General features: G+C 42.0%; 24 protein-coding genes. 16 read left to right on the top strand and 8 right to left on the bottom strand.

What is annotated here, in order from left to right:
• Positions 1–111 precede the first annotated feature (111 nt).
• The 3 genes from thrS to AA0Y26_RS08245 form a co-directional block, all read right to left on the bottom strand.
• Positions 112–2,037: a threonine--tRNA ligase gene (thrS, locus tag AA0Y26_RS08235; RefSeq protein ID WP_413366785.1), complete on the bottom strand. Its 1,926-nt coding sequence runs from the start codon at positions 2,035–2,037 to the stop codon at positions 112–114.
• Positions 2,038–2,635: 598 nt separating this feature from the next.
• Entirely contained in the window at positions 2,636–2,998 is a 363-nt protein-coding gene (locus AA0Y26_RS08240) for a hypothetical protein (protein WP_413366786.1), read from the bottom strand.
• Between the two features lie 310 nt (positions 2,999–3,308).
• Positions 3,309–3,848 (bottom strand): hypothetical protein, encoded by a 540-nt coding sequence (locus tag AA0Y26_RS08245; protein WP_413366788.1) that lies wholly within the window; start codon positions 3,846–3,848, stop codon positions 3,309–3,311.
• Between the two features lie 104 nt (positions 3,849–3,952).
• Between AA0Y26_RS08245 and AA0Y26_RS08250 the strand changes: the two genes are divergently transcribed.
• On the top strand, positions 3,953–4,573 hold the full coding sequence (locus AA0Y26_RS08250; RefSeq protein WP_413366789.1) for a TetR/AcrR family transcriptional regulator: 621 nt from the start codon (positions 3,953–3,955) through the stop codon (positions 4,571–4,573).
• Between the two features lie 102 nt (positions 4,574–4,675).
• Here AA0Y26_RS08250 and corA read toward each other — a convergent pair whose 3' ends face one another.
• Positions 4,676–5,632, bottom strand: a complete 957-nt coding sequence (gene corA, locus AA0Y26_RS08255) for a magnesium/cobalt transporter CorA (RefSeq protein ID WP_413366792.1) — start codon at positions 5,630–5,632, stop codon at positions 4,676–4,678.
• Positions 5,633–6,117: 485 nt separating this feature from the next.
• Between corA and AA0Y26_RS08260 the strand changes: the two genes are divergently transcribed.
• The 8 genes from AA0Y26_RS08260 (at position 6,118) to AA0Y26_RS08295 (ending at position 14,267) form a co-directional block, all read left to right on the top strand.
• A complete protein-coding gene (locus tag AA0Y26_RS08260) occupies positions 6,118–6,675 on the top strand; it encodes an RNA polymerase sigma factor (RefSeq protein WP_413366794.1) in 558 nt (185 codons plus the stop codon).
• Entirely contained in the window at positions 6,659–7,429 is a 771-nt protein-coding gene (locus AA0Y26_RS08265) for a hypothetical protein (RefSeq protein WP_413366796.1), read from the top strand. Before AA0Y26_RS08260 ends, AA0Y26_RS08265 begins: the two co-directional genes overlap by 17 nt.
• The gene (locus tag AA0Y26_RS08270; RefSeq protein WP_413366798.1) at positions 7,408–8,277 is read left to right on the top strand and encodes an ABC transporter ATP-binding protein; all 870 of its coding nucleotides are present in this window, start codon (positions 7,408–7,410) and stop codon (positions 8,275–8,277) included. Before AA0Y26_RS08265 ends, AA0Y26_RS08270 begins: the two co-directional genes overlap by 22 nt.
• 4 nt (positions 8,278–8,281) lie before the next feature.
• On the top strand, positions 8,282–9,520 hold the full coding sequence (locus AA0Y26_RS08275; protein ID WP_413366801.1) for a hypothetical protein: 1,239 nt from the start codon (positions 8,282–8,284) through the stop codon (positions 9,518–9,520).
• Entirely contained in the window at positions 9,517–10,650 is a 1,134-nt protein-coding gene (locus tag AA0Y26_RS08280) for a hypothetical protein (RefSeq protein WP_413366803.1), read from the top strand. The genes AA0Y26_RS08275 and AA0Y26_RS08280 overlap by 4 nt, the downstream gene beginning before the upstream one ends.
• 164 nt (positions 10,651–10,814) lie before the next feature.
• A complete protein-coding gene (locus AA0Y26_RS08285; RefSeq protein ID WP_413366805.1) occupies positions 10,815–11,546 on the top strand; it encodes a hypothetical protein in 732 nt (243 codons plus the stop codon).
• Positions 11,547–12,069: 523 nt separating this feature from the next.
• Entirely contained in the window at positions 12,070–13,059 is a 990-nt protein-coding gene (locus AA0Y26_RS08290) for a S66 peptidase family protein (RefSeq protein WP_413366806.1), read from the top strand.
• A 239-nt stretch (positions 13,060–13,298) separates the two neighbouring features.
• A complete protein-coding gene (locus AA0Y26_RS08295; RefSeq protein ID WP_413366807.1) occupies positions 13,299–14,267 on the top strand; it encodes an alpha/beta fold hydrolase in 969 nt (322 codons plus the stop codon).
• A 77-nt stretch (positions 14,268–14,344) separates the two neighbouring features.
• Here AA0Y26_RS08295 and AA0Y26_RS08300 read toward each other — a convergent pair whose 3' ends face one another.
• From AA0Y26_RS08300 to AA0Y26_RS08310, 3 genes are read right to left on the bottom strand one after another with little or no spacing between them, the layout of a single operon-like run.
• Positions 14,345–15,664 (bottom strand): MFS transporter, encoded by a 1,320-nt coding sequence (locus AA0Y26_RS08300; protein WP_413366809.1) that lies wholly within the window; start codon positions 15,662–15,664, stop codon positions 14,345–14,347.
• Positions 15,661–16,353 (bottom strand): 3-oxoacid CoA-transferase subunit B, encoded by a 693-nt coding sequence (locus AA0Y26_RS08305; protein ID WP_413366810.1) that lies wholly within the window; start codon positions 16,351–16,353, stop codon positions 15,661–15,663. The genes AA0Y26_RS08300 and AA0Y26_RS08305 overlap by 4 nt, the downstream gene beginning before the upstream one ends.
• Positions 16,292–16,981: a CoA transferase subunit A gene (locus AA0Y26_RS08310; RefSeq protein WP_413366811.1), complete on the bottom strand. Its 690-nt coding sequence runs from the start codon at positions 16,979–16,981 to the stop codon at positions 16,292–16,294. Before AA0Y26_RS08310 ends, AA0Y26_RS08305 begins: the two co-directional genes overlap by 62 nt.
• A gap of 87 nt (positions 16,982–17,068) precedes the next feature.
• On the opposite strand from AA0Y26_RS08310, the gene AA0Y26_RS08315 reads away from it, so the two are divergent.
• The 6 genes from AA0Y26_RS08315 (at position 17,069) to AA0Y26_RS08340 (ending at position 23,294) form a co-directional block, all read left to right on the top strand.
• A complete protein-coding gene (locus tag AA0Y26_RS08315) occupies positions 17,069–17,656 on the top strand; it encodes a TetR/AcrR family transcriptional regulator (RefSeq protein ID WP_413366813.1) in 588 nt (195 codons plus the stop codon).
• Positions 17,657–17,763: 107 nt separating this feature from the next.
• A complete protein-coding gene (locus AA0Y26_RS08320; RefSeq protein ID WP_413366815.1) occupies positions 17,764–18,936 on the top strand; it encodes a sensor histidine kinase in 1,173 nt (390 codons plus the stop codon).
• Positions 18,937–18,946: 10 nt separating this feature from the next.
• The gene (locus AA0Y26_RS08325; protein WP_413366817.1) at positions 18,947–19,567 is read left to right on the top strand and encodes a response regulator; all 621 of its coding nucleotides are present in this window, start codon (positions 18,947–18,949) and stop codon (positions 19,565–19,567) included.
• A gap of 88 nt (positions 19,568–19,655) precedes the next feature.
• The gene (locus AA0Y26_RS08330; RefSeq protein WP_413366819.1) at positions 19,656–21,842 is read left to right on the top strand and encodes an MMPL family transporter; all 2,187 of its coding nucleotides are present in this window, start codon (positions 19,656–19,658) and stop codon (positions 21,840–21,842) included.
• A gap of 211 nt (positions 21,843–22,053) precedes the next feature.
• Complete coding sequence (locus tag AA0Y26_RS08335) at positions 22,054–22,590, top strand: GNAT family N-acetyltransferase (protein ID WP_413366821.1); 537 nt, start codon at positions 22,054–22,056, stop codon at positions 22,588–22,590.
• A 140-nt stretch (positions 22,591–22,730) separates the two neighbouring features.
• A complete protein-coding gene (locus AA0Y26_RS08340; RefSeq protein WP_413366823.1) occupies positions 22,731–23,294 on the top strand; it encodes a hypothetical protein in 564 nt (187 codons plus the stop codon).
• Positions 23,295–23,368: 74 nt separating this feature from the next.
• On the opposite strand, the gene AA0Y26_RS08345 is transcribed toward AA0Y26_RS08340, so the two are convergent.
• Positions 23,369–23,941: a dihydrofolate reductase family protein gene (locus tag AA0Y26_RS08345; RefSeq protein WP_413366825.1), complete on the bottom strand. Its 573-nt coding sequence runs from the start codon at positions 23,939–23,941 to the stop codon at positions 23,369–23,371.
• A 421-nt stretch (positions 23,942–24,362) separates the two neighbouring features.
• Between AA0Y26_RS08345 and AA0Y26_RS08350 the strand changes: the two genes are divergently transcribed.
• A complete protein-coding gene (locus AA0Y26_RS08350; RefSeq protein WP_413366827.1) occupies positions 24,363–26,402 on the top strand; it encodes a putative bifunctional diguanylate cyclase/phosphodiesterase in 2,040 nt (679 codons plus the stop codon).
• Positions 26,403–26,534: the final 132 nt, after the last annotated feature.

The raw sequence follows: 26,534 nt of genomic DNA on the forward strand, positions 1-26,534 counted from the left end.
TAAATTTTAATAAATAATTATTCGATATATAAGGGGCTCTCTTGAAGCTATCTTTATAGTATCGGTGAAAAAGGGTGGATTACCGGCGATTTTTACAAAATACCAGCGAATTTACTCATGCATAGGCAGCGTCTTCTCTTCCATTTCTTTTTTCACAGCCCGAGTAAATTCTTCCACAGGCATTGTCTCTAATTTCTCTTGGCCGTAAGAGCGGACAGTCACTGTACCGTGTACCTGTTCTTGATCGCCCAAAACAAGAATATACGGAACCTTTTTTAACTGAGCTTCCCGAATTTTCTTGCCGAGCTTTTCATGTCGGCTGTCAAACGAAGCTCGGATTCCAGCTTCTCGTAACCGCTCTTGAATTTGTTCTGCGTAGGCTTCATGCACAGCTGATACCCCGATGATTTCGACCTGCTTTGGCGCAAGCCATAATGGGAAGGCACCGCCGAAATGCTCGATTAAAATTCCGAGGAAACGGTCAATCGAACCGAAGACAGCCCGATGGATAACGACAGGGCGGACCTTTTCGTTGCGCTCATTTACGTATGTTAAATCGAATTTTTCAGGCAGCTGGAAATCCAATTGCACTGTCGCACATTGATGGCTGCGCTGGATGGCATCCTTAATATGGATATCAATTTTTGGCCCGTAAAAGGCACCGTCTCCGGCATTTACTTTATAGCGGTAGCCGAGTTTCTTCAGTACATTTTCAAGCGCTGCTTCCGCTTCATTCCAGAGTGCCAGCTCTCCCATAAAGTCATCGGGGCGTGTTGATAGCTCAATTTCATACGTGAAGCCGAATACCCGATAAACATGATCAATGATCTGTAGGGCAAGTGTAATCTCTTCTTGGATCTGGTCTGGTCTGACGAAAATATGAGCGTCATCCTGGCAGAAAGACCTGACACGCAATAGTCCATTTAGTGCTCCGCTGAATTCATGGCGATGGACCTGGCCGAATTCAGCCATCCGGATCGGCAAATCACGATAGGAATGATGATCATTTTTATAAATCAGCATATGACCTGGGCAGTTCATCGGTTTCAATGCAAATTTCTGCTCATCCACCTGTGAGAAATACATATTATCTTTATAGTGATGCCAATGCCCCGATTGCTCCCAAAGCCGCTGATTCATCATGAGCGGCGTCCGCACCTCCTTATAATCATAGCGGGCCTGCAATTCACGTAAAAAGGATTCCAGCTCGTTTCGAAGTATTTGCCCATTTGCTAAATAAAACGGCATGCCTGGTGCCTCTTCAGAAAACATAAAGAGCTCTAGCTCCTTACCGAGTTTGCGGTGATTCCGCTTTTCAGCTTCCTCTAAAAATGTGAAGTAGGCTTGCATGTCTTCAATGTTCGCAAAAGCGACACCGTAAATCCGCTGAAGCATTTGATTGTTGCTGTCTCCACGCCAGTAGGCACCGGAAAGGTTCGTTAACTTGAAATGCTGCAGTCTGCCAGTTGCCGGAACATGGGGACCGCGGCATAAATCATAGAATTCACCTTGCTCATATACTGTGACAAGCTCATTTGGAGGAATCGCTTCAAGCAGCTCCAGCTTCAGCGGGTCATGCATAAACAAGTGTGCCGCTTCTTCTCTTGTCACTTCTTTTCTTACAAAGGGGAGATTCTCTTTGACAATCTTTTTCATTTCCTTCTCAATTTTCTGCAAATCTTCGGGGCCAAATGAATGCTCCAATTCTATATCATAATAAAATCCATTTTCTATAACCGGTCCTACGCCGAAGTGTGCAGCAGGGTAAAGCCTCTTTACAGCCTGTGCCAATAGGTGTGCAGTAGAATGACGAATGACTTCTATTCCTTCCGCTGAATTTACATCATAAATAGCAATTTGGGCATCTGCCGGAATAGGATGCGTCAAATCAACTGTGGTGCCGTTCACACTCCCTGCGACTGCTTTTTTGGCAAGGCTCGAACTAATTGCTTTTGCAACATCGGTTAGTGTGACACCTTGTGCAAACATTTGCTGTTTGCCATCTGGAAATTGAATCTTTACTTGTTGATTTGACATAATCATTCTCCTTTTCTTTAAAATAAAAAAACACATATCCGTCCACTAAGGGACGAGTATGTGTTGATTACCCGTGGTTCCACCCAAATTCCTGCCGATGCAAATCAGCAGCTCATTGATCGCAGATAACGCCTGCTCACGTCACCGGTTTCCCGGTAAAGCTCAGAGGTAGTAAATCGATAAGTCCGAATTAGGAAACTTTCAGCCGGTGATTTCCCTCTCTGCGAATCTTTCTTATCCATTCGTGTCCTCGTCATTGCCTGTATGGTTAAAATTGTTATTTACTTTAAAGGGAAAAACAAAAGATGTCAATAGGCGAATTTCTAATTTCCTTAAAAAATGATAAAAAGAGCAGCCCGTAAGCTGCCCTTTCAGAGTGAAGACAAAGTCACTTTTTGACTTTGTCTTTACGTTTTTTCAACTAGTTTGATAAAGGTATGTTTTACCCAGCCTGTCTTGAAAACGCTTGCCAGACAAGGCGCGCCGCCGAGCGAAGACACGAATAGAACTTAAGTTCATGAGGGGACGAGCGAGGCAAGCAACGCTGGATGAAAGAGTTTGTCAACAGGCTGAAAGAGCAGCCCGTAAGCTGCCCTTTCTATTCTTCCACTTCAAAAACGCTGAAACGGTCGTCTTCATATTGAAGCTGGAGAACGAAGTCATCTTGCTGATAGGTAATTGTTTCACCTTGTCGATCAGTTTCCTCCCAGCCTCTGTTAGTAATAACAAGCTGGTAGCCTTTCGAGATGCCATTCGCAGCGCTTGCACCGTCCCATTCATAGTGCTTTGCATTGTCTTCTTCTTTTTCAAGCTCCGCCGATTTCGGTATAGGGAAGCCGTTCATATCTTCAAGAGATTCGTAGCCGGTACTAAGTGATGTATAGTACGTAACCCCAACTATAATTAATACAAGAGCTAAGGCGCTGATAATGATCCATTTTTTTCTTCCTGTTTTTTTCATGATGAACTCCTTTCGTGCTGCCTAGTAAATTTTCTCTCTATATCTTGCTACTACCCGAAAATCTATAGTAATAAAACGAAAAGAGGTCTTCAAAGCATTATTTTGAAAAAATATAGGATTTTTTGATGAATATAGGGGACCAGCCCCTGAAGTAACTTCCTGGTATTTCGAAGCTAGGCTGGTTAGAAGATGTTTATGGTAAGTATGTATAGGCGGAATAAGGAAGCTCATAAGAGAAATAAAAGATGCTAGGATGTTGACTACCAACATGCCTGCATCTTTTTATCGATATGAATAAGGAATGGTCATTTTATTCCTTCGCTCTTTTTGGCCATAAAAAGTAAGATGCTGAATAAAGCAGATCAATCCCGACAATAATTGCCCAGATCCGAAGCGGATTCAGCAGGGCTGCTGTACGTTCCGGGTCCCCGATGAAGAAGTGAATCCCGAAGATAAAGGCGCTGCCGATAATGAAGGCGAGCAGGTGCTGAAGCGAGCCTTTTATTTCATGGCGGGCATGTTCAAACCCATATTTTTTATGTGGTTTTTCCCCTTGTTTTAAGATGTAATACGTAAATTGCCGATCAGCCCAGGCAATCATGCTTTTTCCGAACGCAATGGAAACGCCTAGATAAATGGCTGCAATCCCATGAACAGTGCTAGCGGTTGCTCCATTATATAAATCGACTGCCGTCGCAATAAGGAGCACGAGATCAACGACTGGTGTGAGCGCCAAGAAGAATAGCCCCAGCCCCTTCATTTTTAATATATATCTAGTGAATAATCCAAGCAGAATGACCACCCAAAAGGCGATTTCAGCTCCGACAATCAGCCATCCAATTCCTCCCATAAAGAATCCTCCCTTTTTTAATACAGTTGTATTTTTTAAAAATATAACATGGCAATTTAAATAATACAAGTGTATTTTAAAAAAGATTTTGCTATACTAAACATATGCCAAAGATTGTAGATGTAGCGGAACGAAAGAAGGCCATAGCGGAGGCGACATGGCAGGTCATCTTGGAGAAAGGGATGGAAGGAGCGACGGTCAGAAATATTGCGAAAGAGGCGGGGCTGTCCCTAGGTGCCCTGCGACACTACTTTTCAAACCAGGATGAACTGCTCGTCTACGCCATGAATCTTGTAACAGAGAATGTTAACCAGCGGATTGGTGAAGTATTAAAAGAAGATATGCCAATACAGGAGCAGGTATTGAAAGTCCTGCTTCAGACGTTGCCGATAGAGCAGCAAAGCATGCTCGAGATGGAAGTATGGTTTGCTTATGTCGCTTCGGTGAAACATAAGAACGAGGAGAGGAATATTCCGTTCAATGCACTATTAACCGGTATGGAAAAAATCATCCATGTACTATCGGAATTTGGCTTCCTGAAAGAAGGGGTAGACCTGGATATGGAAATTGAAAGGCTTTATGCTGTAGTAGATGGACTAGCGGTTCATGCCTTGTTCGAGAGTAAAAGACTTGACCGTACCCGGGTAATCCGGACACTAGTTTACCACTTAAATTCTATTCTTAAGAATGAAGCGGCGTTGAAGCTATCTGAAATAGAGGTGTAAATAGAGGATGTATACAGCGGAAGGTGGACGGAGAAAATCTCGTAACCACCTTCCGTTTTAGTGTTCTCGGTAACTGTGCTGTAAAGGATCAAGAGCAGAAAACTAGTTAAACCAGCCCTTTTTCTTAAACCATACATACATGGATATCCCTATCATTGCCATCAATCCAAGCGTTATAAAATATCCGTATCTCCATGTTAATTCGGGCATATACTCAAAATTCATCCCATAGATCCCTACAATAAATGTTAGCGGTGCAAAGATAGAAGTGATGATCGTGAGTACTTTCATTACATTATTTGTTTGATGTGAATTCAGCGAGAGATAATTATCTCGTATATCCGCTGTAAGTTCTCTATCAGACATGATGATGTCTGATAGTTTGAGGAGATGGTCATAAATATCAGAAAAATATTCTTTTCTATCGGTGACTCCGCTTAAGTGATGAGAATTCAACATACGGTAAAGTAAATCGCGCATCGGGTTGATTGTATGTAATAGATTTAATAACATATTTCTTGTCGCAAATAGTTCATGCATCAAAAGATTCATCGATTTTCGGTGGGTATTGCCTTCAATTTTGTCTAAATTGTCTTCGATTTTATAGATGACTGGAAAGTAGTTATCGACTGTTTTATCTAAAATTTGGTGAAATACATAAAAGGAATCCCATTGTTCCTTGTTTTCTTGAAATAATATTCTATTCCAAACTTCATCCACTTCATCAGACTGCGAAAGGTGAAATGTAACAATAAAATTGTCCCCGATAAAATAATTCAGCTCCTCTTTTAGTATTTCACCCTCTTGCTCCCTCACAATATGCGTAACAAAAAAGGTATGGTTATCGTAATAATCCAGCTTCGGGCGTTGAAGCCTGTGTACACAGTCTTCGATAGCGAGAGGATGGAAGTGGAAAGTATCCACTAAATGTTGTGATTCTTCGTTAGTAGGTTGATTAAAATCCACCCAAAACCATTTAAAAGTAGAAAAATCGATATCACTTATAGAAATATACGTTTCTACATGATCATTGTTTGTTATGCCAATAAAACTAATCAATTTATTCACACCTTCTAACTAGTTAATTCACTCAAAATGCTGCCCTGTAAATATAAAAATAAATACCTGTTTTATCCGTAAATTATCAAGCCGGCCATAGCTTGCGTATGTAATAAAAAACATATTACTGTGTAAGATGTTCCAATTCCTGTTTGATATACCGGTTAGAATAAGAATTATATTCTTGTCATTTGCTGAAACGCTGTAAGTTAACAATTTACCACCAAATGAACCTGATTTTTAAAGCATTATATACATTAATCGCTATAAATAACCCCATATCAAAAATTCTATAAATAAGGAGCCGAAAGGGAGTTTTTAAGCTATTTGTAAAATGCTCCAGCAGGCAGATTCGCTTTAATTCTTCCCGGAGTTTTTACACAGTTTGAAAAGAAAAGGGAAATTTTTTTGCGAAAAGTAAAACTATTAATCTACTATTTACGAATATATAAGTGAAGCACAGAAAGTGATGTGAGGATAGGCAGATGAATGAGCGGTTTTGGATACGGAAAATCCAGCAGAAGCACGATGAAAAAAGTGCGGACAAGCTGACACGAAAATACTATAAGGAAATATACATATTTGTTTATAAGCAAACACTTGATGAGCAGCTGGCGCTTGACTTGACGCAGGAAATCTTCATTCGCATGCTGCGCTCTATTGCTTCCTATGAAGAGAAAAAATCTGCTTTTCGTACCTGGTTGTACCGGATTGCAGCGAATCATTGTATCGATTATCTCCGTTCAAAACAGCACCAAATGAAACAGGTGACTGTTTACACCGTGGATGAGGAGCAGGCAGAGCTTGAGGACAGCATGCTGCAGCTTGAGTATAAGGAGCAGTACGAGGCGGTCAATACATCCCTGCAAAAGCAGAGCGGCAGTATACAGCAGATCGTTCGTTATAAGATTTTCGCAGAACTGACCTTCATAGAGATTGCAAAGCTTTTGCAAATGCCGGAATCAACTGTCAAGACGAACTATTATAAGGCAATCAGGATCCTGCGTAAGGAAATGGAGGCGTATTATGAAGACGAAGTTTGAACCAAAACTGCCAACGGAAGCGGAAATCGACAGACAGATTGCCATGATTGTGGATAAGGGGCTGCCTCGCAAGCAATCGATGTGGGAGATGCTCGGAGAGATGTGGAGGGTTTTTCCGAAAAAGCAGCTCTTCTTTGAAAGAGGAGAGATACTGTTTACAAGTCTCTTGCTAATCGTTGTGGCAGGACAACTGTGGTACACAATCGAGGCGCCAATGGAAATCACGGATAGCTGGGCGGCCATGCTGTTCCTTATTTCCCCATTTTTATTTCTGGCACTAACAGGCTTTTCAACAATCCGGAAGAAGCTTGAAGGGACACTGGAGCTGGAAATGACGATGAAGTATACGGTATATCAGATACTGGCCATCCGTATGTTGTTCTACAGTATCATAGCGAGTATTGTACATGCTGGCTGCATAGTCATTGCAGCGCAGTTTATAGCAATGGATGTTTTCAAAATGATTAGTGTGGCACTGACAGGACTTTTTTTATTTGCCACAGGTTTACTATATGTACTGCGCGGGAGGGATCCTCTCTTAAAAACCATTCTCTATTGTATCGGATGGATTGCAGGGAATTTTGTGTTGTTCGGCCAGGACAAGCAAGTCTACACCCAGGTTATTATGCAGCTGCCAAATGCTTTCTATATCATGATTGCCTGCATAGCTATTAGTCTTTTTCTAATTGGCCTGCAGCGGTTTTTTACGAAACAACAGGGAGGTACATTTGAATGCTTGTCATCGAAAATGTAACAAAGCAATATGGCGATTTTATCGCTTTAAGGAATATTTCATTATCGCTTGAAAACGGCGTATACGGCCTGCTAGCGCCGAATGGAGCGGGGAAGTCGACGCTTATTAAAATGCTCGCCACATTAATTACCCCGACAGCTGGGACCATCACCTACAATGGCCGGGATATTATCACGCTGGGTGAGGAGTATAGGGAAAAGCTCGGCTATTTACCCCAGCATTTCGGTTATTATAGGCACTATACACCTGTACAGTATTTGCAGTATTTGGCAGCACTTAAAGGAATGCCAAAGGAACAGGCAGCTGACCGTATCGACGAGGTACTAGAACTCGTTGCATTATCTGACGTGAAAAAGAAGAAGATGCGTAAATTCTCAGGCGGTATGATCCAGCGTGTCGGCATTGCACAGGCACTGCTCGCCGATCCGCAAATCCTTATTTTAGATGAACCGACAGCAGGGCTGGACCCGAAGGAACGTGCACGGTTCCGTCATATTTTATCGAATTTGGCACGGACACGGATTGTTCTTTTATCAACGCATATTGTTTCGGATGTAGAGTCTATTGCGAATGAAATCATCATGATTAAAAATAAGCAGCTCCTGTACCAAAAAGATGTCGCCTCTATTTGTGCGACGATGTCAGGCTGTATTTTTGAAACAGTAGTCGACTTTGCGGATGTAGCGGATTTCGCAAAAAATTATATTGTGCTTGCGGAAAAGCAGGAGGCAGGTCGTATGCTCATCCGCTTTATGGCAGAGGAGCAAAAGCCGCACTGGCAGTCGGTACAGCCGACACTGGAAGATGTCTTCCTTGTTGAATACGCCCAGGAAAGCACTGTTGGGTGATTGGATGAGATATATCGGATTAGAGCTGCAAAAGCTATGGCGGTCCCCTGTGATATGGGTGCTGTTAATTGTGATCATCGGGTTTAATAGCTTTTACATATGGTCGGAAGCACGTGAAGAAAAAGAGCTCGCGATATTGAATGACATCATAGCGAACTACGGAAAGACAATTGAGGAAGAGACACTCGAAGAACTGCATGAGGAAATCGAACAAAAAGCTGCGGCGCTCGGCTCACAGCAGGGGGCAGCCGCCTATTTGGATGCTATGACGTCTGAATTTTATTACGAACAATCAGAAGAGGGACAGTGGCAGGTCGATGAACTCAGCTTGTACGCTATGTATGCAAACCTTGCTGGCCAGCTGAAGGAGCGATATGGAAAAGTAAATATGGATGCATTCGGTGAAGACATCAAGAAAACATACAGCTTATCAGGGATTGCTGCATCCTGGATGGATAGGCACTTTGCTCAGCTGGAGAAAAGATTCGAAAAGTATATGGAAAACGAATCCTACAACGAATGGTTTTTTGCAGGGAACCCGTACCGGATGCATAGTTTTTTGTTCCGATCTGTTGTGAAAATGGTTGCGCTGGAAGGAATTCTGCTCGCTGTACTCATGACTGCCTATCTTACAGCATATGAGCGTGAGCAGCGTACGCATCTCCTTATATTTGCAAGCAAAATGGGCAGGGGGATTATGAAGAAAAAGGCATGGGCAGCCGGTATGGCAACAGCAGGGGCTGGACTTTTACTGATGGCCGGCACATTCGCCGTATTCTTCAGTTTCCATGATTACACTGGGCTTTGGGGTGTCAATATCGGCAGTGGGCTTAACTGGGAGTACCAAGCTCCTTATATGTTTTGGTGGGACATGCCGCTATGGCAGTATTTATTGCTGGCAGTAGTCATCATTTTCATTTCATGGCTTGTTATTACATTTGCTACATTTGCTGTGGCAGTTGGTGTGCAGAACAGCTATATCGTATCGATTACAATGCTGCTCGTGCTGCTCGCTTTGTTCGTCGTACCGAGCTATCTTACGTTTTCACCGCTGCTAATGCTCATAAGCCACTTCAACCTTATGCTGCTCGTTTTAAATCCGCACATGCTGTTCAACGGGCTTTCAGGGATGACGGGATTCTGGTATCACGAGCTGGTGACGTTAAGCATCTTCATCTTACTAGCAGTTGTGATGGCAATGCGGAGCATGAAACGATTTAAACGAAAGGACCTACACGAATGAGACTTTGGTGGATGGAAATCAAGAAATGCTTTACATGGCCGATTGTCGGGCTTTTACTTGTGATGAATGTGCTGTTATATAGCCTGCTTGCGGACTTTTATTTTGAAAATTTTCCAAATGGGCGACCATCAAGTGAAAGGTTTGAAATCGAGCTGGATATGGTTGAAAGGTACGGAGAAGTCATTGACGATGGAGAGATAGCAGAAGTCCGGCGGGAATATGAGCAGACAGTAGAGAAGTTCGAAGCCATCTTGAGGGACCATCCACTTAGTCAAACTGCCGGGGTGGAGACGGTTGAACAGTACAGGGAATATGAGCGGGACGATGAAGCTTTCAATAAGCTGGAGCAGGCTTTTTGGGAAACGGACGATTTCGACCTGATGTGGTGGATACAGTCTTATGAAAGTATTTTGGAGAACTATCAGTACAAGGAAGAAAGCCTCCAGTCACCACATTATAGATCGCCTCTGGAAAAGGAGCGGATAGAGGAGTTACTTGCAAACGAGAGTTATCAATATTACAGCTCTTCTGTTGCAGAAAACTTTATGACGATTGCTGAAAATGTCACCATCATCATTTTATTCAATCTGATAATTTTACTATCGCCTGTATTTCTGAGGGACCGTGCAAATCAAATGGTGCCGCTGCAATACAGCACGAAACATGGCCGCAAAACTTTCGTCACGAAATGGCGGGCGGGGCTGATGCTGACCCTTTTTGTAACAACCATTTTAATTGTAATTTACGGGATGCTGTATATGGGAAATGGCACATCTCCATTCTTCTTTATGCAATTGTATCATATGGATTACGTTAATTACTGGTACGACATTACGTTCAGGCAGTATATCATCTTTGTCATAATGGGGATGTATCTCATTAGTGCTGTTTTCGGACTGTTGGTGATGGCCTGCTCCTCTTTAAGCCGCAATTATCTCAGTCAGATGGCAGCACAGATTGTGATAATCGGACTGTTCATCTGGCTGGTCATTCCAACGGCGCTCGGCAGACTGTTCCAGACGTATCATCTGCCGTGGGTGGCGCCGGGTATATATGCCGGGTTGATTGGGGTGACAGTAGTGGTTGTTTATTGGCTGCTGCGGCATGAAAGGGTACGAGAGATTACTTAATAAAGAGGATTTTTAAAAAGGATATCAGGAGTTATTGCAGAAGATGCGATAGCTCCTTTTGATTATTGTTTTTAGAAAATTGAAATAAATATTTCATCTCTTCTTCAGTTAATGGTAAAGTATGGATAAATATTGGTGAGCAGGAGACAGTGGGGGGACTAAGCTTGAAGAAAATTATGTACATAGGTGTTTTACTGGGGACTGTTACAATGACGGCCTGTACAGCAGAAGAAATGGATGCTGTGGTAGATATACCAATCATTGAAGGACAGAAGGAAGCAGTTTCAGAAGAGGGAAAAAAGTTCGCTATTATGCCGGAAGCAGAAGCAGCCCCAGTAGAATTAACACAGCAGCAAAAGGAGGCTTATCACAAGCGGTATGTGGATGCCGTAGAGTGGCTAAACGAGCAGAAAGTAGGGCTTCATATGGAGGTTTCCCCGCTGGAGCAATTTGAAGATGAAGCGTGGCGGGACCCTGAGATTTTTGAAAAAGATATTCGGTCCGCGGTGGATGAGCATTTGGCGAAAGAACGTGAAATGGTACAATCCCTATCTGAAGCAGACAGAGAAACAACTCTGAAGGCGGATGGAAAAATAGCCAAAAAAGCATATATGTATACAAGTGGGGTAATACGTGTCGTTGAAATTGCAGCGAACTTTACAACACAGTATAACGAGACCCATGATCGGCAGGTGTTTACTGGTATAGATGGGATTACAACAAAAGGGTTAAGTCCTAATGGTACTTGGGAGCAGACATCTGCTGAGGCCTCCTTGATTGACGGCGGACGCACGTACAGTATTGATATCGAAGGGATTTGGAGTGGAATGGGCCTAACATTCGAAAAAGCATTTACTATTGAATTCAGGTGTGACCAATTCGGAAATATCTATTAAATGAAGGTGAGTCAGGAATAATAAGATGGTTTCTTTCATGATAGTCGTAAAAGTGGAATATTTTATAAAAAAATAGAGTGAAGGCCTTGATGTGGTTAATAGTGAAAGGCGGGGCTCAACATAAAATCAATTTTAGTAAAGACTAATGTTATTGCTAGCGGTTTTGCTGCATTATTTATTTCCTGGTTCTTTGCAGAGGGCGCGATTGGTGACGCTGATTCTTTGACACCGCAATTCTTTTTGATCTTACCGGTATGGGCACTGGGCACAGTATTGATGTGGGGGGTGAGGTCCAAAGAAGGACAGGGTACTACCCCTTCTACCATACTATTAAGCAGCCTAATCCCCTGGGTAACAATTCCTCTAGGGTTAATGTTAGCGTTTCAATTTATATAAGAGAAGAAACAGGCTTACTAGTTCCTATAGAGATAGCCGGCGCAATAAATTTATGGGTGTCGGTTTTTTTCATTTTCCTTATAATGAGAGGTAGGAACTGTCCAATTTTCTGGAAAGGAGTGTTTACATGAAACAATTAAAAAGAGGCGGTAAAATCGGTATCTTTTCACCGTCATCACCCGCATCGGTGACAGCGGAAAAGCGTTATAGACGGGCAAAGGCGTTCCTTGAAGGCAAGGGCTTTGAGATTGTTGAAGGCAGATTGACAGGGCAGTCGGACGTCTACCGCTCAGGTTCACCAAAGGAAAGGGCGGAAGAACTGAATGAACTGCTCAGAGATCCGGATATACCAATGATTATGTCAATGATCGGTGGAACAAATGCCAACAGTATGCTGCCGTACATTGACTATGAGGCATTCAAGGCAAATCCAAAGCTTGTCGTCGGGTACTCGGATGCAACTGCTGTACTGCTTGCGCTTTATGCCAAGACGGGCATAACAACCTATTACGGGCCTGCGCTCGTTCCGTCATTTGGAGAATTGGAGCCGCTTGTCGATATTACATATGATTTCTTTGAGGAGTATTTCTGCCGGGAGCAGTCTCTGCCATACGAAATACCGATGTCTCCGGTTTGGTCGGATGAGCCGGTGAACTGGCTTGAGAAAGAAACGGAAAAGACGCTCTATCCGAATGAATGGACGTCTGTGAATGATGGAGAGGCAGAAGGTCGGCTGATCGGCGGCAATAATAATGCGATGTACGGTTTTATCGGTACAGAGTACTTTCCAGAAGTCCGAAAAGGTGACATCCTGCTGATTGAGGATTGCATGAAGAATGCAGCAATCGTCGAGAAAAATTTTGCGATGCTGAAGCTGCACGGCATCTTCGACAAGATTTCTGCTATTCTGCTCGGTAAGCATGAGCGCTATGATGATTTAGGGACCGGCAAGCAGCCAATCGACCTTTTGCTCGAACAGCTAGATGGCAGGGACATTCCGATTTTAAATGGGTTTGACACATGCCATACTCATCCGATGCATCCGGTGGCTATCGGAAAACGCGTGCGGGTCGATACAAAACAGTGCAAGGTAGAATGTGTGGAAAAATGGCTGTAGGAGACACCTTACATGGTGAAAATAATAAAAAGATGGTACGGAACGCAACTTTTCCTGCCATCTTTTTTGTTTTCAGTAATGGTAAGTGACGAAATTGTAACAGTAGGGCTGTAGATTGTTAGGATAATCGATGGTTATCATACGTTTCATTTTATAAAGTTAAAAAGTGGAATATTTACTAAAGCATTTCAAGTAATAACTAGGGAAATTGGTATTCAATAAACAAGGGGGGAAGCATAATGGCAAAAAAGAAGATTGGGATTGGGAAGGTTATCCGTAACATCGTGCTATCCTTCATCGTACTTTGCATGATGTGGGTCATATTTCATACAGGGATGAAACTATATGAAGAAAATAAGTATCCCGCCACCGGAGAATACATCGATTTAGAAGGCGAAAAACTTCATGTTACGACAAAAGGAGAAGGGGAGAAAACGATTGTCCTATTACCGGGTTTAGGAACAACAGCACCTGCTCTTGATTTTGAACCTTTAATGAATGAATTAGCAAAAGACTTTCAAGTGGTTGTAGTCGAGCCGTTCGGATACGGCTGGAGCGATCTGACAAAAAGAGAGAGAACAGTGGAAAATATTGTGGAAGAGGTAAGAACGGCGCTGCAAACCGCTCAAATAGAAGGGCCCTATATCCTAATGCCGCACTCGCTCGCAGGAATCTATAGTATGTACTATGCCAATAAGTACCCTGAAGAGATAGAAGCGGTTGTTGGAATTGATCCTACATTACCGCAAGCTCTTGAGTATTTTAATGAAGCAGCTCCAAAGATGCCGTCGTATTTCAGCTTTATAGCACCAACAGGCTTGGCTAGATTAGCTCTGCTGGTTAATGCTGAGAATAGTTTGCCTCTTGCAGAAGAAGGTACTTATTCTCATGGAAATTTAGCGATGACGAAAGCAATTTCGGCATGGAAAGGCTATAACAAAAATATCGTCGAGGAAGCAAATAAAATTGAAGAAAATGCCGAGAAAACAAAGGATCTCTCATTTCCCGCACAATTGCCGGTCCTGATTTTTATGAAGGAAGATGACAAAGTAACAGATGACGGAAAATCGATGGAGTCGTTTTATGAGCAGCAGTTAAATGCGGTGAATAATCAAAGACTTGTGACGTTAAAGGGCCATCATTACTTGCACTGGAAGAACTATAAGAAAATGACTGAGGAAATCAAGTCGTTTGCAGATTCATTTTAATAAAGCAAAATAATAGAATGGCTAAAGCTATCAGTAGAAAAGAAGACCCTGCCAACAACGCAAGGTCTCCTTTTTGATTATGCCAATCGCTTCCCGGAAGGTGTAACCCTCACTTCCTGATCGGTACCCATTTCAATATTCGTCTTCTGCATTGTAAAGAGAATCACTACACCAATGACTAACAGGCCAGCCAAGACGAACATACCTGTCTGCAGGGTAAACCAGCCTAAAATTGTCGGTCCTACGAATCCGCCAAGTGCGGCGAAGGAGTTGACAAGTGCAATACCGACAGGCGCTGTAGATTCGGTGAAGAAGAACGTTAAATAGGCAAAGAAACAGCCAGTAAATCCGTACAGCCCTGCAGACGCCAGCGATAGCATAGCAACCATCGGCCATAGGGAAGTGGCGAGTGCGCAGCCGATAAACCCTACAATGGCTACACCTAAACAGATAATAAGATGCAGTTTATGCTTTCTTGTTTTATCGGCACTCCACCCTGTGAAGATGATAGCTGGAATACCGATCAACGATGGAAGCATCGCCATCCAGCCGATTTCCATGTTTGTTGCTGTTGTATCTGACAATGATTTAATAATTGTCGGCACCCAGAAAGATAAACCGTAAACCCCCGTATAGCCGGCAAAGTAGAAGGCGGATAGTTTCCACACGGTTGCACCCTTTAACATTTCCCGTTTAGTCGGTTTATTGAGGCGCAGGGAGGCTCTGCGTTCGCCTTCCAGTTCACCTTCAAGCCAAGCAATTTCTTCAGGTGCCAGCCACTTAGCCTTTGCTGGGCGGTCGGTAAGGAAGAAAATTGTCACAACGCCCAGAATAAGTGCTGGAATCCCTTCTAATATAAACATCCAGCGCCAGCCTTCCATTCCTGACCATGCAATATTATCGATAATCCATGCAGACAGGGGAGCACCGATCAAGCCGCCGACCGGTAAAGCCAATAGCAGCACAGCCGTTGCTTTCCCGCGTTCACGCTCTCTGAACCAGTATGTTAAATATAAAATGATACCAGGGAAGAATCCTGCTTCAGCGACCCCTAACAGGAAGCGTAAAATGTAAAGGTGCGCAGCGGATTGTGCAAAGCCCGTTAAAATAACGATAATTCCCCAAGTAAGCATAATACGGGCGATCCAAATCCTTGCACCGACTTTGTGCATAATCATATTGCTCGGAATTTCAAAGAAGAAATAGCCGATGAAGAAGATACCAGAAAGAAGTCCAAATACTTCCGCAGTAAGAGCTAAATCTGCATTCATCTCAAGTGCGGCAAAGCCTAAATTTACCCGATCCAAGTAAGCGATTACATAAAGCACTAAAATAAACGGCAATATACGAACCATTGTCTTTTTCGTCGTAGAAGCGGCTAATGCATGTTCATTCATAGAGTGACCTCCTGTCTTAGTGGGATTCCTAAAAGCTGTTGTAAATCTTCAACTGTCAAATGACCGAGCAATTCGTTGACGACAACTTCCCCATTGTCAAAGGAGAATGCGGCATATTCGGTTACTAATAAATCAATTTGTCTTATACCACTTGTCGGATACGTCAGCTTTTCAACGATTTTCGCCTGCCCATCTTTTGCAAATAACATAGCAGCCCCGATGACCTTTTTGGCGCCAACTACAAGATCCATGGCACCCCCAACACCGAGAATCGGCTGTCCGGGTACCGCCCAGTTAGCAATTTCCCCCTTCATATTCACCTGCAAAATACCTAAAACCGCCACATCAATATGACCGCCGCGTATCATCGCGAAGGAATCGGCACTGCTGAAAAAGGAGGCGCTTTCCGTAATCGTGATCGGCTCTTTTCCAGCTGAAATTAAATCGATGTCCAGCTCCTCTTCGGATGGGGGAGGGCCCATACCAACAAGACCGTTTTCTGACTGTAAAAATACTTGCTTTCCCTCCATAAACGAGGCAACAAGTGTAGGTATACCAACACCTAGGTTGACAACCTGCCCGTCTTCTAGTTCCTCAGCAATTCGTTTCGCAATTTTAGCACGTACATCAAGCCCTGACATATTGATCACCTGCCTTTGAATAAGCCGTTTGGATAATGTAATCGACATACACATGCGGGGTGACGATCACCTCAGGGTCCAGTTCACCAACCTCTACAATCTCATCTACTTCAGCAATGACAATATCGGCTGCAGTTGCCATCATAGGGTTAAAGTTTCGAGCTGTCGTATGATAAGTGAGGTTTCCAAGGCGGTCCGCAGTTTTCGCCCGGATAATCGCTACATCTCCTTTTATTGCTTTTTCAAAAATGTAGCGTTCTCCATCAATTTCACGCTCTTCCTTGCCTTTTGCCAGTTCCGTTCCAACGGCAGTTTTCGTATAAAAACCACCGATTCCGGCGCCTCCGCAGCGAATCGCTTCTGCCAATGTACCTTGTGGCAGCAGTTCAATATCGAGTTTTCCTTCTGACCAGGCAATGACTGCTTCCCGGTTCATTGTGAAGAAGGAACCGATTGCTTTATCAATCTGTCCCTGGATAAACAACTTATGGAGACCAATACCGTGATCCCCCAAGTTATTGCTGACAACATGCAGCCCCTTCACATCTGTTTGTGCAATGGTATCAATGACTGTTAAAGGGGAACCGGATAACCCAAAGCCGCCAGCTAAAATTTTCTGATTGTCCTTAAAGATACTCTTTAAATCGGAAACACTGTGTACTACCTTGTCTTTCATTAACCTCTCCTCCCTATAGCAATACTAGACTGTAGTCTGATTTTAGTTTAAAATGAAATGGCAGTCAATACACAAAGGAGAAATAAAATGGTTAAAGCAGAAAAAAAGCAGCAAAGAGGAGAAGAGAAGAGAACGCTGATAGCGACCGAGGCCCTGAAGCTTTTTAAGGAGAAGGGGTATAAAAAGGTGACAGTCGATGAAATTGTAAGTGTTTGCGGGACATCGAAAGGTTCATTCTATCATCATTATAAATCGAAGGCTGATATTTTAAATGAGCAATTTATTATTGCAGATAAATATTACGAAAAAGTATATGAGGAGCTGCCAAAAGCAGCAGCAAAAGAACGCTTCCGCGTATTCATGGAAAAGATGTACCGCTATTTGGAAGATACATTTGGACAAGAGTTCTTAACGATTATTTATTCGACTTCTCTTGAAATGGAAACGCACGTATATTTCCGGACGCCAGACCGGAAGCTGTTTATGCTGTTTGAAAGACTGGTAGCTGAGATTTTACAGGAGCAGGAATCGAGCTTGTCTTTAGAAGAGCTGAAGGCGTCCCTCATTCAGCTTGCAATGGGCATCATCTACTACTGGTGTACATTGCACGATCCGCAGCCGCTCCATGTCAGTGCAAGCGCACCGCTTGAGCATTTCTTGAATGGATTTCGCTGAGCAGAAAGAAAATGTAGAGAGACTCGAGCTTATAAGATGAAGACAATCTGTCTTTGTAAAATACTAAGTATGATATACTTCTACTAAAAAACAGAGGATCTCTCCAAATGAAAGCATTCAATTATTTCCAAAAGCTGCAATATAATATTGACCTAGCGCGCATACCCATCACGATGATGCACTCTATCGTATTGATTGGTGTGCTTTTTATACAGTCGACAGTTCGTATATCGCTAAATCAAACACTGCTGTGCATTGTGTTGTTTACTGTGTATACATTGCTGCATTGGTATTCTGACACCATCTTACTAAAAATAAAATCCTTATACTTTTATTTGCAGGGATTCATCATTTTGGTCACTGCCATCCTGATGCCGGATGCTTCAGCGCTGATTGTACTCGGCTTGATGGCTGTTTTTATCATTCAGGGGATGTTCTATTTTCAGGAGGCAATCAAACTGGCGCTCCTTGTGCTCGGCTATATGTGCTTTTATATCACCATCATGTATTTCCATTTTGGTATGGAATATTTATGGCTGTTTATCGCCTTGTTTGTTAGTTTGTTTGTCTTTCTGAATTTAGTGCTGTATTTGTTTAATCAAAAAGATGTGGAAAATATAGAGCTACAATACTATATTAAAGAATTGGAAATCGCGAATGAGAAAATCGAGCAATTAACGTTAAAGCATGAAAGGGAGCGAATGGCGAGAGACTTGCATGATACATTGGCACAACGGTTAGTTGGTCTGCTATTAAAATTGGATGCAAGCGAGGCACATTTAAAAAAAGGGAATGTAGAGAAAGTAGAATCTATTTTATTATCGGCAAAAGAACAGGCACGGGAATCGTTGGCCGATGCGCGGAAGGTGATTGATGATTTGCGCCTAGCAAAGTCAGATGAGTCATTTACAGAACGTGTAACCGAAGAGATGGCCCAACTGCAATATTTATATAATATTCCCATCAAACTAACGATGGAGAATATCGCTTGTACGGCTGCCGTTGAAGAACATATTTTATCGATTTTAAAGGAAGCGGTAACAAATGTTTATAAACACGCGGAGGCGACAACGATTTCAATTTTGATGAAGGAGCAAAATAGCTTCCTCATTGTACAAATTGCTGATGATGGCAAGGGAATTGAAATCAATCATGATTTAGAAAAGCAAGGTCATTACGGTATTTTGGGAATGAAAGAGCGTATCCAGCTCATGCAGGGGCAGGTAACAATCGAAAAAGAGAACGGTACGTGTATTACATTAGCAGTTCCGCTGGAGTGAGGGTAAGGAAATGGTAAAGATATTGATAGTAGATGATCATTTAATTGTGCGTGAAGGAATCCGTCTCATTTTAGAAACCCAGGACGGCTATGAGGTGATAGGCGAGGCGGAAAATGGACAGGAAGCGCTTGTTTTGCTGGAAACTATTACACCTGATGTTATTTTATTAGATTTAAATATGCCGATTTTAGATGGTCTCAATTTTTTGAAGAAATTTAACAGCTTAAAAAAGGGCGTTCCTGTGATTATCCTAACGACCTATAATGAACAGCACTTGCTGCTGGAAGCTGTGGAATTAGGCGTCGCAAGTTATTTATTAAAGGACACAGGAAGAGAAAAGCTATTTGCAACAATTGATGCTGCCTTGCGCGGGGAAACGCTGCTGCAGCCGGAGATGTTACAGCTGCTGCTAAAGGCTCAGGCGGAAAAGCACACACCAAAATTATTTACAGAAAAGGAATTACTCGTCCTGCAGGCGCTGGCACGCGGATTGAAGAATAATGAGATTGCCCAGGAGATGAGCATTGCTGAACGTACTGTCAAGTCTTACCTGACAACGATCTACAGTAAGCTGAATGTGAAATCAAGAGCCCAGGCGATTGCCGTTGCGATAGAAAGAAAGTACATTTAAATCTGCCCGAACGTACATGCTGAATGTACGTTTTTTTTATTTATTCATTATAGTAAGATAGGGGGCGGTAATAGAAAGGGGTTCTATCGTGGCTAAACTATTATATAAATTAGGTTTTTGGGCAACGAATCATGCCAAGGCTGTGTTATTCTCCGCCATTGCTTTACTGTTGGCAGCGGGCGTTGCAGTACTTGTTTTATGGTTCGATTTTGATGATGATATGTCGATTCCAGGCACACCTGCCCAAAATACAATCGAAATGCTGGAGGAAGAGTTCCCGGAGGTAGGGAAAGCAGGAGCACAAATACAGGTAGTCTTTAAAGCACCTGAAGGGAAGACGCTGCTTGACCCGGAAGTGCAGGGGCATATTGCTGAATTAGTAGAAGAAGTACAGGCATTGGATGATGTAGAAGCGGTTTACACACCGGATATGCTGCAAAACTACAATGCTGATCAAACGATTGCATTTGCGATGGCCATGTATAACGTACCATCAAAAGAAGTAACGTTTGACCAAATTGACGAAGTACGGGAAGTATTAGATATCACGAAGGATGAAGGCATCCAAACGGAGCTTTACTCTTCAGAAACAGAGCTTTATCCAATTGAATTGCATTTTAAAACGGAAGTAATGGGTGTTGCCGTTGCATTCATTATTTTGTTCTTTACATTCGGCTCGCTTATTTTAGCAGGTATGCCGATTGTGACGGCAGGAACTGGTCTCGTTGTTGGCTTGTTAGGGATTTTGCTGGCAACGAATTTTACATCCATTTCGTTCGTATGTTTATCGTTGGCAGCGATGCTTGGATTAGCGGTAGGGATTGATTATGCATTATTTATCGTTTCCCGTTTCCGCCAAGAGTACGCGAAGGGGTATTCCATTCCTCAATCTATTGCGATTGCGAACGGAACAGCCGGAACAGCAGTCGTATTCGCAGGTGTTACAGTCATTATCGCCTTAATCGGGTTGTCGATTCCTAAAATTCCATTCTTGTCTATGATGGGCTACACAGCGGCGGTGACAGTATTGCTGGCGATTTTCGTAGCTGTACTTGTTGTACCGGCAGTGCTTTATCTATTAGGTGATAAAATTACACCACCTATTGATCGTAAAAAAACGACGGCAGAAAAAATGGCAGACCGTGTGAAATTCTCCGGTAAATTAATGCAAGGCTGGGCTGATGCCTTACATAAAATGCCGATCGTCTTTGCGCTGGTCGGTATCATCTTGCTAAGTGTCATTACAATTCCATTTTTCCACATGGAGCTTGGTTTACCTGACGACAGCTTTTATGAAGAAGGAACAGACCAACGCGATTCCTATGATTTATTAAAAGAAGCTTATGGTGAAGGCTACCACGCATCTTTAGTCGTTGTGGCACAGGCGACAGAAAAAGATGGTGAGGTTTTATCCAAGCTGGAGCAACTGCAAGCGGATTTGAGCACGATGGAAAACGTCGATTACATCACAAACGTTATCCCAAAAGAGTCAGGTGACATGGCTGTTATTACACTGAATCCAAAAATTGGCCCGAATGCAGAAGAAACAATTGATTTAGTGCATGATATTCGTGATGCGGATTATGAGGGTATGAAATTAAACGTGACAGGCACAACAGCGATGAACATTGATATTTCTGAAAAGCTGTCGGATGCCTTACCGGTGTTTGCGGCGTTAATCATCGGCCTGGCATTTATTATTTTCATGGTCGTATTCCGTTCGATTTTAGTGCCGCTAAAAGCAGTGTTAGGCTTCGTGCTATCACTTGGCGCAACACTGGGCTTTGTTACATGGGTCGTGCAGGATGGTAACTTTTATGAAGTATTTGGCTTTGCAACATCAAGTCCGGTGCTAAACTTCCTGCCGATTTTGACGGTTGGGATTTTATTCGGACTTGCAATGGACTATGAAGTCTTCCTAGTGAGCCGTATGCGTGAGGAATATGCGCACTCAGGCAATGCACGTAAAGCTGTACTGGCAGGTATCCGCGATAGCGGCGGTGTAGTAACGGCAGCTGGGTTAATTATGATTGCTGTATTTACAGGTTTCATGATGGCACCAGATCCAATGACAAAAGTGATTGGACTTGCATTAACGTTTGGTGTCCTGTTCGATGCCTTTATTGTCCGTATGATGATCGTGCCGGCTGTAATGCTTCTCATGGGGAAGGCAGCCTGGTACATGCCGAAATGGCTCGATAAAATTCTGCCGAACATCGATATCGAAGGCGAATCCATTATGAAAGAATTAGAAAAAGAAACTAGTAAGAAATAATAAGCTGGAAGCTGTTTAGATAGGGGAACCTGTCTAAACAGCTTTTTTGTGAAGAAATCAGCACCTGGCATCTTCGGAATAATCAACAAGGGTTTTGGTGATAGGTGTAGAATATTATTTTTGTATAAGCAGTGTTTTCAACAAGGCATCGTTATAGGTTTTATCATAATATCATGACAGTAATAAATGGAATGCAGGGGGGAAGCTGAAGATGCAAATAAGAAAAATCACAAAAGAAGAGTACCCTGATGGTAAAAAAGTTATTTACGAATACACTTCTGATAAATACTATGATCTCCGCCTGACAGAGCATGAAAACGGGTGGGGAATCGATTTATCTTTGCAAAACTTTGATACGCCGTTCCACAAATATTTAGAAGGAGAGATTTTTGAAGAGTACCTAGAAAACATCGAGTGTTATATTGCACAGATAGATGAAAAAGAAGTGGGCATCGTCAGTTTCAATCATGAAAGGTGGAATAACGTGGTGAGGGTTAATGACCTTCATATCAATCCATCGGAGCAGCAGAAAGGAATCGGCAGTCAGTTGATGAGTTTTGTGAAAAAGCGGGCAAAACGGCTGAATGCAAGAGCGATTGTACTCGAAACGCAAACGTCTAATTATCAGGCAATCCAATTTTATAAAAAGCATGGATTTCACTTGATTGGCTTGGATGCGATCAGCTATTCAAATCATGATATTGAAAATAAGGAAGTAAGGATTGAGATGGGGCTTTTTATAAAGTAGCGTTATATTCCACTAAAGAAACTGTTACATATGATTTCCAGTCTGCTGATGGACAGGTAAACAATGAACAAGGATTTTAGTAATAGTAGTAGAATTGTAAAATGGAAAATACAGTTGATTTTAAATGGAGGATGAGACACTTGGGATTTTTTACGCGCTTATTTAAAAAAGTAGAAGATGTAAATAAAGGGGAAGCAGATATTTCAGAACTGGATAAGGAACTATATATAGAATCAGAACTAGACGAAGCAAACGGCTTTTGGGTGGAGGTTGCCCAAAACATCATTGTCAATACAGTAAAAGCGGCAGACAACACAGTAGAACGTGCTTTTGTTTTAGTGGATATGAGGGAGCAGCCTTCCTTTGATATTTTCTATCAAGTTGACGGATCACTAGTGCTGTGGGGTCAGCTGGAAGACGCACTGATAAAGGAAAAAATCGAAAAAGAGCTGCTGCCACAAGCGGTAAACGTTGCAGCAGCTGTAAATAGAAAATTTGCTCAAGCAAATCATCCGGCAATCTCGTATGCAGAGCTGCAGTTTGAATGGGCAACGGGTGCTTGGTTTTCTCATATTGTCTGGGATGATGATGCCCATGCGAACTTAGCAAGAGAAACTCTTGTAAGGGAATGGTTCAACGTAATCAATGAAGAAGTTAAAAAGCTGCCATTAGATAGCGACAGCAAGCTTTCATGGTATCCGTGAAGCTTGCTTTTTGTAAGGCAGTTACGCGGCTGCTCTCGTGGGTATCATCCTTTTAGGTATTATTTACTCTCCGCTCATTCCTTGCCATCCTGATGATAGATCAGCTGCACAACACCGGAAGTGAATGTTCTTGTACGAACCAGTTTTAAATTCAATCTTTCTGTAAGGTCACTAAACAACGGTTTTCCTTCTCCTAACACAACAGGATGAATGGATAATCTAAATTCATCGACAAGTCCCAAATTGATAAAAGAGGTAATGAGACCTGCACCGCCATATAACCAGATGTCTTTACCAGGCTGATTTTTCAATCTAGTTACTTTCTCATGGAGATTTTCATTTATGAAGATTGCTTGTTCATCAATGCCTGTTTGCGTGTGGGAAAATACATATTTCTTTTTACTATGCACCATTTGCCACATTTCTTTTTCCGTCTCGCTGTCTTCATCCTGCGGCATATATTGTCCCCATAATTCATAGCTTTTTCTACCATAGAAAATAGCATCGATTTGCTCCAGGAACTGAGTAAACTCCATTTCAGGGTCCATGATGCACCAATCGACCTCTCCATTGTTCCCTTCAATAAAGCCGTCCAGCGTAACGGCTAAATCCAAAACGACTCTTCTATTGGTAACGGTATTTGACATCGTTCTTCCTCCCTGTCTTTTCTGTTCTTTTTCACAACTCTTCTTGCCAGCAACTCACGATGACATTTCCACGGTAACTATGACTAGTCGGAATTTGATGACGCTTTGCTTACTTGCCTAGTTTACTGGAATTCTCACTCTTATTATAGCAAATGTCTAAAGGGGAAATTATCGTTACATTTTTAGAATACTATAGCTATTTGCAGAAGACATCAATGTTGAGAAGCCGTTTAAATTAAATGGAAATATCGAAGGGCAGCTCCAAATCAGGTATACTATAAAGCGCTTTATTAAAAGAATAATCAGATATTTAAAATAGAAGCTAAATAAATTTTTATTCTTTATTCAATATGAGTTATAAATGTCCTATTATAGTCGATATACGAAGAGTAATTATTATAGAAAATGGAGATATAGGATTATGTTTAAGCTACCGACATCATTGGATATTCAATTTATTGAAGGGGAATTTTCCATACCGCTTGTTGTACTTTCTTTCCTGATAGCATTTGCTGCGTCATATACGGCGTTATTTATTAACCGCCGAATAAGGGAGAATGGGTTTTTTCATAAAAATGTTTGGCTTGTGCTTGCCTCTTTGGCCATGGGGCTTGGCATATGGTCAATGCATTTTATCGGAATGAGTGCGTTTATGCTGCCTATACATATGGAATATCGAATAAGTATTACGATACTTTCCATTATTCCAGCAATTATTGCATCCTATTTAGCGTTTTATTTTGCAAACAGGAAAAATACGGGCATCTATACCTTTGTTGCTGCAGGCATTTTCATGGGTATCGGTATTTCATTAATGCATTATATAGGAATGGCTGCTATGGAAATGGAAGCAGGGTACGTATATAAACCAGATATATTTATCTTATCCATTATTATCGCAATGGTGGCATCCTTTGCATCTCTGTATATTTTTTCGCTGATGAACAACTTCATGGATCGTATCTTTGTAAAGGTAGTGACAGCCTTCCTGATGGCGATTGCCATTACGAGCATGCATTACACAGGTATGGCAGCCATGCAGTTTTATACAATAGGCGAAATCGCAGCAGGACATGATAAGCATGAAATGGATGTCATCTGGGTGATTGTTTTTGTCACAATCAGTACGGTCAGCTTATTTTTGCTGGCAGTTTTGACAAGTCAGTTAGATAAGTATGTAGATTTCCGCTTAAGAAACTTTGATGCCTTAACGAAGCTGCCAAACCAGAAACAATTTACGGATGATCAAAAGAAAGAAGACAAGGCATACAGCGTAGCGATTGTCCATCTTCATAATCTGGAGAAATATATTGTAGCGTATGGTTATTATGTTGCTGATGAAATGGTCAAAAGCATTAGTGAAAGTATCGAAGGGCTGCTTCCTGAGAATGTAAAGCTATACCGGACTGAGGCAAATCGCTTTACGATTGTAAATACAAATAAAGAACAATCAAAAAAGCTGTATGTATCATTGGAGAAAATTTGTGCGGTATTAAAGCACCCGCTTATATTAGGGGAGCATTCCATTACCGTAGATATGGTTTGTTCTCTTTCAAAGTCGGATGAACCAGCATGGGTGCAGGAGCATTTTTCAAATGCAATCGCTGTGCTGCAGTCACCTTCAACTGTATATAGCCACGAAGTGATTGAATACAACCCGGTTATCCATACATTTAACTTTGAAAGACAACTAATGGTTGATATTCAAGAGGCGATGGATAATCGAGATTTATTTCTTGTGTATCAGCCAAAAGTAGATCCTGAAAACGGTGATCTTGTAGGGGTGGAAGCATTGATTCGCTGGAATCATCCAGTATATGGAATGGTTTCGCCGGGCGTATTTATTCCCGTATTAGAGGAATCGCAAAAGATTTATGATGTGACGGACTGGATTGTTGAGCGAGTATGTGAGCAGATTACAGTGTGGAATACAGCAAACGTACCTTTCGGGCAAGTGTCCATTAATATTCCAGGTATTTATTTAACTTCACCACGTTTAACGAGTACCTTAAATGAAAATTTAGAAAGATACGGTATTCATCCTGCACAATTGGAGTTAGAAATCACGGAGACAAGTGTCATTCATGATATGGACAATGCAATTGCGGCATTAGAAAAATTCAGGGAAAAGGGCTTGTCTGTTGCGCTTGATGACTTTGGAACTGGTCTATCTTCATTGTCTTACCTAAAAAGAATTCCGATTTCTACGATTAAGATTGATAAATCATTTGTAGATGGGGTTCCAGCCTCAGAAAAAGATGCCGAGCTGTTAAAGGCAATTATCATATTAGGCTACTCATTAAAATTACATGTCGTCATTGAAGGGGTAGAAACTGATTCCCAAATGGACTTCCTGCGTACATTGGAAAAGCAGCCGACTGTGCAAGGGTACTATTATTCAAAGCCGCTTGAAGCGAATGAACTGGAAGTTTGGATTAGCAGAAAAACAATCGAAAGCTAATAGAGAATAAATAAAGAGAAATAGCACTTAGCCATTTTTACCCGGACGCAGGGAATTGAGAAAATAGGGAAGAAATAAAAGTGAGAAAAACAATAACTACGTGAAAGGAAAGGCTATTTATTATGTCTCAGT

The sequence above is a fragment of the Lysinibacillus canaveralius genome (genome assembly GCF_047301505.1).
In the GTDB taxonomy this organism is placed as follows: domain Bacteria; phylum Bacillota; class Bacilli; order Bacillales_A; family Planococcaceae; genus Lysinibacillus_B.